The sequence below is a fragment of the Streptomyces sp. NPDC003691 genome, from assembly GCF_053981115.1.
The window spans coordinates 1-11,534 of sequence record NZ_JBSFNQ010000146.1 but is presented as its reverse complement, the minus strand read 5'-3'; the positions used below and the strand labels follow the sequence as shown (position 1 = coordinate 11,534).

At 74.3% G+C, this 11,534-nt stretch carries 7 protein-coding genes; 3 read left to right on the top strand and 4 right to left on the bottom strand.

The window, feature by feature from the left end; translation table 11 throughout:
• Nucleotides 1-41 precede the first annotated feature (41 nt).
• Nucleotides 42-1,301: a cytochrome P450 gene (locus tag ACWDR0_RS33195; RefSeq protein WP_456355545.1), complete on the bottom strand. Its 1,260-nt coding sequence runs from the start codon at nt 1,299-1,301 to the stop codon at nt 42-44.
• Nucleotides 1,301-2,359, bottom strand: a complete 1,059-nt coding sequence (locus ACWDR0_RS33190) for an LLM class flavin-dependent oxidoreductase (RefSeq protein ID WP_456355544.1) — start codon at nt 2,357-2,359, stop codon at nt 1,301-1,303. The genes ACWDR0_RS33195 and ACWDR0_RS33190 overlap by 1 nt, the downstream gene beginning before the upstream one ends.
• Before the next feature lie 552 nt (nt 2,360-2,911).
• On the opposite strand from ACWDR0_RS33190, the gene ACWDR0_RS33185 reads away from it, so the two are divergent.
• From ACWDR0_RS33185 to ACWDR0_RS33175, 3 genes are all read left to right on the top strand, one after another.
• Nucleotides 2,912-5,824, top strand: coding sequence for an AAA family ATPase (locus ACWDR0_RS33185; protein WP_456355543.1), 2,913 nt, complete (start codon nt 2,912-2,914; stop codon nt 5,822-5,824).
• 216 nt (nt 5,825-6,040) lie between these two features.
• Nucleotides 6,041-7,285 carry a cytochrome P450 gene (locus tag ACWDR0_RS33180; protein ID WP_456355542.1) on the top strand — a complete coding sequence of 415 codons (1,245 nt, stop codon included), beginning with the start codon at nt 6,041-6,043 and terminating at the stop codon, nt 7,283-7,285.
• On the top strand, nt 7,282-7,875 hold the full coding sequence (locus ACWDR0_RS33175; protein WP_456355541.1) for a flavin reductase family protein: 594 nt from the start codon (nt 7,282-7,284) through the stop codon (nt 7,873-7,875). Before ACWDR0_RS33180 ends, ACWDR0_RS33175 begins: the two co-directional genes overlap by 4 nt.
• A 152-nt stretch (nt 7,876-8,027) precedes the next feature.
• Here ACWDR0_RS33175 and ACWDR0_RS33170 read toward each other — a convergent pair whose 3' ends face one another.
• Nucleotides 8,028-8,789, bottom strand: coding sequence for an AfsR/SARP family transcriptional regulator (locus ACWDR0_RS33170; RefSeq protein WP_456355540.1), 762 nt, complete (start codon nt 8,787-8,789; stop codon nt 8,028-8,030).
• Nucleotides 8,790-8,993: 204 nt separating this feature from the next.
• On the bottom strand, nt 8,994-11,534 hold a 2,541-nt coding region (locus tag ACWDR0_RS33165; RefSeq protein ID WP_456355539.1), incomplete at its 5' end, for a type I polyketide synthase.

The following is an 11,534-nucleotide window of genomic DNA, read 5'->3' as shown; positions in this document are numbered from 1 at the left end:
GGTGCCGGGGGTGACGACGGCGTCGGCGCCGGAGTCCTCGATCAGATAGCGGCGCCGTTCGGCGGGCAGCTTGGGATCCACCGGCAGATAGGCGGGTCCCGGACCAGCAGTTGCCGGGGCGCGCGGACGAAGACCCCGGTGGTGCGGGGGCGGAAGCCGGGGGCGTACCGCAGACCCGGGAATCCGTCGAACAGTGTCTCCAGGGCGATCTCCGTCTCCGCGCGGGCCAGCATGGCCCCGGCGCAGAAGTGCCGCCCGCTGCCGAAGGCCACCAGGACCGCGCCCCCGGTGAACTCCCTTTCCGGGTCGAGTCCTTCGCGGAAGACGTCGAAGTCGTCGGGGCGGGCGAAGAGCGCGGGATCCCGGTTGGCGGCGCCGAGCAGCAGATGGACCGTCTCCCCGGCGGGGATCGTGCCGCCGGAGACGGCCACCTCCGCCACCGTCTCGCGGGCGATGACCTGCCCCGGCGGATCCCGGCGCAGGGTCTCCAGCACGGCCCGGGTGAGCAGCGCGCGATCGGCCGTGACGGCGTCCCGCTGGGCGGGGTGGTCCAGCAGATTGCGGGTGACCAGCGCCAGCAGCTTGTCGGTGGACTCGCCGCCCGCGACCATCAGCAGGACGCAGAAGTCCTTGACGGCCTGTTCCGTCAGCGGTGTCCGGCCGCCGCCCGGGGCGCAGAGCGCCGACAGCAGATCGTCGCGGGGCTCCGCGCGGCGGGCCGCGACGAGAGGGCCCAGATAGGTGTCGAACTCGGCCCGGGCCCGCAGCCCCGCCTCCTGGACCGCGGGATCGCCGCTGATGTCGTTGGCCGCCCGCAGGACCGCCTCGTACCAGCCCTGGAAGGCCCGGAAGTCCCGCCGGGGCAGTCCGAGCGCCCCCGCCATGACCAGGGCGGGCAGTACATGGAAGTACTCGGCGACCACATCGAAGGGGCGGTCTCGGGGCAGCCGGTCCACCAGTCCGGCGGCGGTCCGGCGGATCACCGGCACCAGCCGCTCGCGCAGCGCGCGGCCGCGGAACGGCGGGGAGAGCGCGGCGCGGAGCCGGGCGTGCTCGGTGCCGTCCGCCTCCAGCAGGCTGCGCCCGATCAGCGGCCGCTGTCTGCGGTAGACGCGGGTCGAGAAGCGGGGATCGCGGAAGGCCAGCCGGACGTCCTCGTGACGGCTGAGCAGCCAGCCGCCGAGGATCCGGTCGCGTACCAGCGGGAAGCGGTCGCGGAGTACGGGAAACCAGGCCGCGGGGTCGGCGGCGTACTCCGGGGACCCCAGACTGGGCGGCACGAGGGGCCCGGGCGCGGACATCAGAAGGCGCCTTCGGGCGCTCTCCGGTGGGTGGGGACCTTCAGCCCGGCGACCACGTCGCGCAGGATCTCGTAGCCCGCCACGCGGGCGTCGAAGTCCTCGATGACGCTCATGGCCATCAGCTCGTCGGCGCCGGTGTCCGCGAGCAGTTCTTCCAGCCGGGGCGCCAGGGAGGCGGGGCCGCCGATGAACTGACGGCCGAGATGGCCGTCGACGAGGCGCAGCTCGCTCTCGGCGAACCGGTAGCGGTTGGCCTCGTCGGTGGTGCGGTACTCGGTCTGGCGCGGATCGCGCATCGACATGGCGGTGGCCAGCCGTATGGGGCCTGCCAGTCTCCGCGCCTCCTCGTCGGTGGGTGCGGCGACGACGAAGGCGGCGACGATGCTGTGGGGGCGCTCCAGCAGCCCGGAGGGCCGGAACTCCTCGCGGTAGACGCGCAGTGCGGGCACCGCGAGCTGGGCGTTGAAGTGGTAGGCGTAGGCGAAGGGCAGGCCGAGGGCCGCGGCGAGCCGGGCGCTGCTCGGGCTGGAGCCCAGCAGCCACAGGGCGGGTGCGTTGCCCGCGGCGGGGACCGCGCTGATCCTGGCCGGTTCGCGGCCGTCGGCCTCCGGGGCGAAGTACCCGGCCAGTTCCACGATCTGCTGGGGGAACTCCTCGGCGGCCATGGGGCCCGCGTTGCGCCGCAGCGCCTGAGCGGTGGCGGGGTCGGTACCGGGCGCCCGGCCGAGGCCGAGGTCGATACGGCCGGGGTGCAGGGCTTCGAGGGTGCCGAACTGCTCGGCGACGACGAGCGGGGGGTGGTTGGGCAGCATCACTCCCCCGGCCCCCACCCGGATGCTGCGGGTGGCGGCGGCGATCTGCCCGATGAGCACGGGCGGTGAGCTGCTGGCGACTCCCGGCGCGTTGTGGTGCTCCGTCAGCCAGTAGCGGTGATAGCCGAGTTCCTCGGTGGCGCGGGCCAGCGCGATGGTCTCGCGCAGCGCCTGAGCGGGCGTCGAGCCGGCCCAGACGGGGGACAGGTCGAGGACGGAGAGCGGGACGGACGGTGAACCGGTCACGAGGGGTGCCTCCAGAAAGGCCGTTGGGGGGGAACCGCGGAAGGCCGCGGGTTCCCGGGGCGAGGGGCCGGTGAGGGACGGGCGAGGGCGAAAACGGGCCGAAAACCGAAGAGGGGCAGGGGTGTGAACCGGAAGGGCGGCGAGGCTGCGGATCCGGCCGGGCCGCCGCCCGGCACGGAGGCCGTCGGGCCGTGGCGACCGCCGCCGGGGCGGGGCCGCCGCAGGCCCGGAAACCGGGCTCTCGCCGTGCGGCGCCTGCCTGCGCAGCCTTCGGCGAACACCCTGCGTGTTTCATGAACTACGATACGGAGGACTCCTCCGATTGGCAACAATTGCACGTTACCCTGAAGACGTTTTCGCCACCGCCGCCGGGCGGGGACGCATCCGTTCCGGCCGAATCGGCCGCGCGCGAAGGGGGTTTCACACGCCTGCCGTCACCCAGGGACCGCAGTCCGAACGGGGTCGCACCGACCGACCGCCCACCCGCCGGAGCCGGGGGATTCCGCCACCGCCCGCCCCTCCTCGTTCCAGCGGCAGCCATCGACCGGGGTCATGCAGCGGAAGGGGATCAGCCAGGCCATGACCGAACCGAGGACACTACACCCCCCACAGCCACCGAACCTGAGACCGGCGGAGCTGAGACGGCTCCTCGACGTGGTCGAACGCCGCCCGGCGCGGCGCAGCACCGTCCTGGAAGTCCTCGGCGAGCCCGGCTCGGGCAAGTCCACGCTCCTGGCGCAGCTGGCCCGCCACGCCGAAGGGCGGGGGCTGACCGTGCTGCGCGCCCGCTCCGCGCCCGCGGAGCGGGAGATGCCCTTCCAGGCGCTGCTCCAGGCGTTCACCCAGCCCGCGCCCGCGGCCCATGTCCCCCTCGGCAGTCCCCCCTCGCTCCGGACGCTCCGTCAGGCCACCGCGCCGGAGCCCGTCACCTACGGTTTCCTCCCCGCCCTGCGCGTGATGACGCCGAAGGCCATGCGGGAGCTCCTCGCCGAGTTCGTCCGGGACGACACCGCACTCCTCCTGGACGACTTCCACTGGGCGGACCCCTCCTCGGCCGAACTGGTCGAGGATCTGCTGCGCACTCCCCTGAGCACCCCGCTGACCGTGATCGTCGCCCACCGCCCCCGGCAGGCCCATCCCGGGTTACGCCAGGCCCTGCTCCATGCGGCCGCCGTCGGCGCCGGACACCGCGAGGAGTTGCCGCCGCTCTCCCGGGTCCAGTCCGCGCAACTCCTCGGGCTCCCCGCGGCCGACGAGGAGCTGACCCGGCTGCACTGCGCGGGTGAGGGCAACCCGACGCTGCTGCGGCTGGCCCTGGCCGACGCGGTCACCCCCCGTACCCCCGGACTCGTGGACGACGGCCCCGTCCCCGACGACATCGCCACCGCCCTGATCGGCGATATCGCCACCCTCGGCAGCACCCATGCGCTGGTGGCGGCGACCGCGGCCGTCGTCGGCGAGCGGTTCGACCTACACTCGGTGGCGGCGGTGGCGGAGCTGACGTACGACGAGGTGTGCCGGGCGAGTTCCCAGCTGGCGGGCCGGGACGTGTTCCGTACGACGGATACGGGCGGGCAGTTCGCCTTCCGGCACGCCGGGCTGCGCCGGCTCGTGTACAACCGGGCCGACCCGTGCTGGCGAATGCGGGCCCACCGCCGGGCGATGCGGGCCCTGCCGGGCGACGGGACACCGGCGGCCGTCGTCGCCCGCCATATCGAACGCTCGCTGCCCGAGGGCTCCGCGGCCGATCTGGAGATCCTGACCCGGGCCGCCCGGGAGGCCCTGCCCGCCGCCCCGGAGGCCGCAGCGCACTGGCTGCGGCTGGCGCTGCGCATCATGCCCCGCGAATACCGGGGCACCGCCCTCCACCGGGATCTGCTGATCAGAGTGACCCGGCTGCTGGCGACCACGGGCGGACTGGCCGGGAACCGCGACCTCCTGGACGAACTGCTGACCCGCGCCGGAACGCTCACCGGCCCCGAACGCCTGCCGGTCCTGATCGGCTCCGCCTGGATGCACACCGTACTGGGCGACTTCGACCGGGCCCGGGCCCTGCTCGCGGCCGACCCCGGCCGGAACCGCGGGACCGGTTCCGCCGAACGCGCCCCCCTGATGGTCCATCTGGACCTGCTCGACCTGCACGAGGGCCGGCCCGGCACACCCCACTCCGCCGAGGAGGCCCTCGCCCTGGCCCGGTCGCACGGCGACCGGGTGACCGAGGCCGGGGCGCTCGCCCAGACGGCCCTGCGCCGGTCCCTGTCCCACGAGGGCACGGGGACCGGGGCCGCCGAGGCGGCCGGCCGCGCCACGACGGCGCTCGGCTCCCTCGGCGACCGGGACCTGGCCGGGCTCCCCGAGTACCCGGCGGCGACCGGCTGGGCACACGCCCTGCTGGGCAACACCCGGGCGGCGGAGGAGCAGTTGCGGCGCGGCCTGTCGCTGGCCCGGGCCTCGTCCGCCTGCTACGCCGAGCCGTTCCTGCTCACCGGACTGGCCTATGCCTACGGGAACAGCGGCAGGCTGCACACCGCGCGCCGGACGGCCGCCGAGGCCCGTACCGCCGTCCGGCCCTCCGCGCCCGGCCAGCTCCAGGTGGTGGCGACGGCGCTGGAGGCCTGGTGCCTGGCGGCGCTGCACGGCCGCACCGACCCCCGCGCCGCAACCCTGGCGGCGGAGGCCGAGGCATCCCTCTCCTGGTACAGCAGCGGCCTCGGCAGCGTCACCGCGCTGCGGCTGGCGGACGCGGCACGGCTGCGGGGCGAGCCCGAACACGCCATGGCCCTGCTGCTGACCACCGGCAACGGGCCCGAACTGCCGGGGCTGCCCGCCGCGCTGCGGGCCGAGGCGTACGAGGTGCTGGCCTGCTCCGCCGTGACCAGCGGGGACCAGTCGGCCCGGGAGTACGCCGACCGGGCACGGGCCGCGGCCGCTTCGCTCGCGGGCGCGCCGCACGCGGCGGCCCACGGGGACATGGCCCGCGCGCATGTACTGCGCGCCAGCCCGGCGTACGCCGTCACCCTGTATCTGTCGGCGGCCCGGCACTTCTCCGCGGCGGGGATGGTCTGGTCGCAGGCGAGGGCTCTGCACCTGGCGGCGCTCTGCGCGGAGAAGGCGGGCGACCCGGGCCGGAAGAGGTCGCTGCTGACCCTTGCCGACGCCCTGGCCCGGCGGTGCGGGGACGCCTGGCCGCCGCCTTTCCCGACGACCACCGCCCGGCCCGCGGCCGCGCCGGCACCGGACCGGGACCTCCCGACCGCGACCGCCACCACCCATCCGCTGACCGGCCTCAGCAGCAGGGAGCGCGAGGTCGCCGTACTGGCCGGCATGGGACTGAAAACGAAGGAGGTCGCCCAGCGGCTTTCGCTGAGCCCCCGCACGGTGGACAGCCATCTTCACCGCATCTACCGCAAACTCGACATCACCTCACGGGCCTCCCTGGTAAGGATCCTGGCCCGGGCCGACTGACCGGGCCGACTGACCGGGCCGACCGACCGGGCCGACTGACCGGGCCGACCGACCGGGGGGCGGCGAACCGGGCCGGAACGGGGCCGCGGACGGGGCCCGGCCGGAAGCGGGCCCCGGGCCGCCGCCCGGACCGTCTTCCCAAACGGAGGGCGCCTCCGTATAGTGGGAGCCGTCCGCAGCCGACGGCTGCACCACGACGTCTGCCGGAGGTCGCCGATGACCCAGGCCCGCCCCGGACCGCCGAGCCTGCTGTGGCCGGAGTTCGAGACCTCGCCCTATCCGCTCTACCGACGCCTACGGGACGACTATCCGCTGCTCCGGGACGAACCCCTGGGCGGCTGGCTGGTCAGCCGCCACCGGGACGTGCACCGGGCGCTGCGGGATCCGGCGATCTCCAACCGGCTCTACGAACAGCCGAGCCGCAGGCTGATCGGCCCGACGTTCGTCGGCCTCGACGGCGCCGAACACGCCGCGCACCGGGCCGTGGTGTCGCCGCTGTTCCGCGGACGCGTCCTCGGCGAACGCTTCGTGCCGGTCGTCGAGGAGACGGCCCGCGACCTGGCGGCCGCCCTGCCCCGGCGGGCCCGCGTCGATCTCGTCGCGGAATTCTCCGGCCCCCTGCCGGTGAGCGTGACTGTGGCCCTGCTCGGGCTCCCCCGCGCGCACTCCCCGCTCTTCCGGGAGTGGTACGAGGCCCTGCTGACCGCGGGCGGCGACTACACGGGCGACCCGGAGGCCGCCGCGGCGGGCGACCGGGCGCGGCGCGAGCTGCGCGCCTATCTCTCCCCGGTCATCGCCGAGCGGCGGGCCGCCCCGGGAGAGGATCTGATCTCCCTGCTCTGCGCCGCGCGGGTACGGGGCGAGCCGCTCGACGACGAGCGCATCGCCGCCCTGTGCTCACTGATCCTGGTCGCGGGGGGCGAATCCACCGAGAAGGCCCTCACCCTGACGATCCGCAATCTGCTGGAGAACCCCGGCCAGCTCGCGGCGGTGCGCGCGGATCCGTCCCTGCTTCCCCGCGCCTTCCTGGAGACCCTCCGGCGCGATCCGCCCAGCCAGTACCTCGTCAAGGAGACGGTCGCGGACATCGAACTGTCGGGCGGCCCGGTGCCCGCGGGCGAGAAGGTGTACCTGCTGCTCGGCGCCGCCAACCGGGACCCCGAAGTCTTCCGCGATCCGGACGCGTTCGACCTGTTCCGCACGGAACTCGACGTACGGCGCGAGGTCACCGGCGGCGCCCTCCAGGTGGCGCTCGGCGGCGGCAGCCACTTCTGCCTGGGCGCCCTGCTGGCACGGGCGGAGGTCGAGGCGGGGGTACGCGCCCTGCTGGACGCCCTGCCCGGTCTGCGCTACGCGGAGTCGTTCTCCCCCGTCGACACCGGACGGTTTCTGCGGGCCCCGGCCGAGCTGTACGTCGACACCCGTCCCGCCGTCTCCCCGAACGACGGAGGTTCCCGGTGATACCGGTCTCCCCGAGCACTCCCCCCGCCCCGGCCCCGGCCCCGGCGGCGTCCGGCACCGCGCCCGGCCGCGCGCCGCGCGCCGCGCTCCCCGCCGAGGGGGAACTGCGCGAAGTGTTCGCCGCGTTCGCGACCGGCGTGACGGTCGTCGCGGCGACCGACCCCCTGACGGGGCGGCCGTTCGGCTTCACGACCAGTTCGTTCACCTCGGTGGCCCTGGACCCGCCGCTGATACTTCTCAGCGTCGGTCACGACCATGCCGTCTGGCCGCGGGTCCGCGACTGCGGCTACTGGTGCGTCAGCGTCCTCGGCGAGCGGCACTCATCGGCGGCTCCACCGGAGAACGACGGCCTGCCGGGGGACGAGGGTCCGCCGGGGAGCGGCGGTCTGCCGGGGCCGGGCTGGTCGCCGTCGCCGCACGGCGCCCCGGTTCTCGACGGGGCCCTGGCCTGGCTGGAGTGCACACTGGAGGCCGAGCACCGGACGGGCGACCGGCTGATCGTGGTGGCCCGGGTCGGCCATCTGGACACCCATGCGCCGGGCCGCCCGCTGGTCAGGTTCCGGGACCGCCGGGGCACGTTCACCGCTTGAGGACCGGCGCCGGGCGGGCCCCTCCCGGTGAGGAGGGGAGCGGCGGGGGAGGACGGGAACCGGCGCCGGAAAGAAAGAGAATCCGCCGGTGCGGCAGCGCACCGGCGGAATTCCCGCATTCACCTTCGCCTTACGGCCGCCCCGAAGGACGGTTACGCGACCGGGCTGAGCCTCAGCGCCCGCGGATCGTCGTGCAGAATCGCATGGTGCAGCTCCCGCAGGGAAGCGCACGGCTCCAGCCCGATTTCGTTCTGGAGCAGCGCCCGGGCCCGGCGGTACGTCTGGAGCGCGTCGGCGCGCCGGTCGCACCGGTACAGGGCGAGCATCAACTGCCGGTAGAACGCCTCGTGCAGCGGGAATTCCCGCAGCAGTTCATGGAGGCCGGGCACCAGTTCATGGTGGTGGTCCAGCATCAGCCGGCATTCCGTCGTCATCTCCAGCAGCTCCAGCCGGACCTCCGCCAGCCAGGTCGCGAACCCGCTGACGATCGGCCCGTCGCCCAGCCGGGCCAGCTCATCGCCCTGTGGAAAGTCCTGGGCCTGCTCGAACGCCGCGATGGCACCCTGGTAGTCGCCGGTCCGCATGAGCCGGCGCCCCCGGGCGAGCAGGTCCCGGAACACGTCCACGTCCAGATCCCCGCTGTTCACCTGGATGAGATATCCGGGTGAACGGGTCACGATCGGATGCCCCGAGATCTCGTCCGCGGGAATGAGCTTGCGGAGCTGCGAAACATAGACGTGCAGTGCCGCCGTGGCCCGCCTGGGTGGCCGTTCACCCCAGATCTCCAGAACGAGCCGGTCGATGGAGACGACCTGGTTCGCCCGGAGCAGCAGAGCGGCCAGCAGAATCCCCACCTTCTTGGCTCGGGGTTCCAGATGACGTTCTCCGGCACGAATACTCAGGTTTCCGAGCATCTCGAACTTCATATGTCCCCCTGTGGCGGCAATGCCGGACCCCCGTTCGGCCCGGAAGCTTCGTACGAAATCTCCGGCTCCAAGCGTTGCAGAACGCCCGTACGATTCGGCATCCAGGAAATTACCTAAGCAGTTGTGACCTGCGCCACATCGGAGGTCGGGGTCGGTCGCCTCGTTCCCCCGCTCCAACCGGCCCGGCCCGGCTCAGCTCAGCTCCTGGTCGATGAAGTCGAAGAGGTCGTCGTCCGACACGCTCTCCAGTCTGCCGCCCAGCTCCGCGTCCTCCGTTCCGGGCACCAACCGGTGCAGTAGCTGCTCCAGATGGTCCCGGAGCCGGTCGCGGAGGCCGTCGTCGGCCTCCGCATCAGGGAGTACGGCGTCGAGCGCCGCCAGCGCCGACGAGAGCTGCGGGCTCCGGCCCGGCGCGTCCGCCGCACCGCGGGAGTCGGCCGGGGAGAGTTCCCCGAGCAGATACCGGGAGAGCGCTTCGGGGGTGGGGTGGTCGAAGACCAGCGTGGTGGACAGCTGCCGGCCGGTCAGGGCGTTCAGCCGGTTGCGCAGTTCCACAGCGGTCAGGGAGTCGAAGCCCAGATCGAGCAGGCCGCGCTCCATCTCCAGCCCGGACGGATCCGCGAAGCCGAGGACGGCCGCCACTTCGCCGCGTACGACCTCCCGGACGATCCGCAGCCGTCCGGTCTCGTCCGGGGCCCCGGCGAGCCTGCCGATGAGACCGGGAGTCCGCGGGCCGGACCGGGGGCGGCGCGCCGCCCGGCCCCGTACCAGCTCACGGTAGAGCGCCGGCGGGCCGTCCGTCCCGGACCGGGCCCGGAGAGCGGGCAGGTCCAGCCGGACGGGCACGGTCAGGGCACGCTCCGCCGTCAGCGCCGCGTCGAACAGTCCGAGGCCCTGCTCCGGGGTGATGGCCGTGACCCCGCTCCGTTCCAGTCTGGCCAGGTCGGCCCTGGTCAGCGAGGCGGTGAGGGAGCTGTCCCCCTCCCACAGGCCCCAGGCCAGGGAGGTGCCGGGGAGACCGTGCGCCCGGCGGTGGGCGGCGAGCGCGTCGAGGAAGGTGTTGGCCGACGCGTAGGCCGCCTGGCCGGGATTGCCGACGATTCCCGCGAAGGAGGAGTAGAGGACGAAGGCCTCCGGCTCCGCGTCGAGGGTCAGGCGGTGGAGGTGCCAGGCCGCGTCCGCCTTCGGCCGGAGGACCGCGGTGGTCCGCTCGGCCGTCAGCGATTCCACCAGACCGTCGTCGGTGGTCCCCGCCGCATGGACGACGATCCCCAGCGGCCGGTCGGCCGGAACGGATGCCAGCAGCCGGGCCAGGGCTTCGGGGTCGGACGTGTCGCAGGCCGCGACGGTCACCTCGGCGCCCTGCGCGGCGAGTTCCGCCGCCAGCTCGCGGGCCCCCTCGGCTTCGGGGCCGCGGCGGCTGGTCAGCAGCAGCCGGCGGATGCCGTGCGCCGCCACGAGATGGCGAGCGAGCAGCCGCCCCAGTTGTCCGGTACCGCCGGTGATCAGCGCGGTCCGGAGGGGATCGAACCGGGGTGCCCCGGCCTCCGGGGACGGCCGGAGGCGGATCAGCCGGGGTACGAGCAGCCGCCCTTCACGGACGGCGAACTCGGTGTCGCCGTCGGCGCCCAGGACCGTTTCGAGGAGGCCGTCGGGGAGCGTCTGCTCCGGTCCGGTGCCGCCGGATCCGTCGTACGGCAGGTCCAGCAGGACAAAGCGGCCGGGGTGTTCCGACTGCGCCGACCGCAGCATGCCCCGTACCGGCGAGGTGCCCAGGCGGGGCGCGTCGTCCCCGGGTCCGGCCGCCACGGAACCGCGCGTGACCAGGACCAGTCTGGTGCCGGTGGGCGGCCCGGCCGTCAGCCACCGCTGTACGAGGTCCAGCGCCTGCCGCGCCGAGCGGTGGGCCGCCGGCAGCGGATCGCCGGGCTCCTCTTCTGCGGCGGCGTCGAGGAGGACGACGGCCGCGTCGGGAGCGGGCTCCCCGGCGGCGGCCTCGGATAGTACGGCCGTGAAGGCCGCCGGGTCGTCGTACCGGGGCAGGTCCGGCGCGGCGAGCCCGGCCGGAAGGTCCCCGGATCCGAGTGCGACGATCACCGGTGCGGCCCGGCCGGGCTCGGCCGGACCCGCCGGAATCCACTCCACCTCGAAGAGGGAGTCGCCGTCGCCGCCCGCCGCACCGACCAGTCCGGCCAGTTGCGCGGGGTCGAGGGGCCGCAGGCTGAGGGCGTCTGCCGTCAGTACCGGCCGGCCGTTCGGGTCGGTCAGCAGCAGGGCGTAGACGTCCTGGCCCGCGGGGGTGATCCGGACCCGGAGCCCGGCCGCGGCGTCGCCGTCGTACCGCCGCACGCCCGACCAGGAGAACGGCAGCCTCAGCCGGTCCTCCGCGCCGTGTCCGAGCACATGGAGCGCGGCGTCCAGGAGCGCCGGATGGACCAGATAGCGGCCCGGGTCCGCTAGCGCGTCACCGACCGGCTCCACCTCGGCGAAGAGGGTGCCGTCGCCGTCCCGCCAGGCGGCGCGGAGTCCCTGGAACGCGGGGCCGTAGCCGTAGCCGAGGTCGTCGAGCCGGGCGTACAGCGCGTCCGGTGAGACCTCCGCCGCGCCCGCCGGGGGTGCGGCGGCGGTCTCGGGAGCGGGACCGTAGAAGATGTCCGTGATCAGACGGCCCTTGCCGACGGCCGGGTCCTGCTTCTGCCGCTCACGGCCCAGCCCGTCGTAGAAGACGTAGGA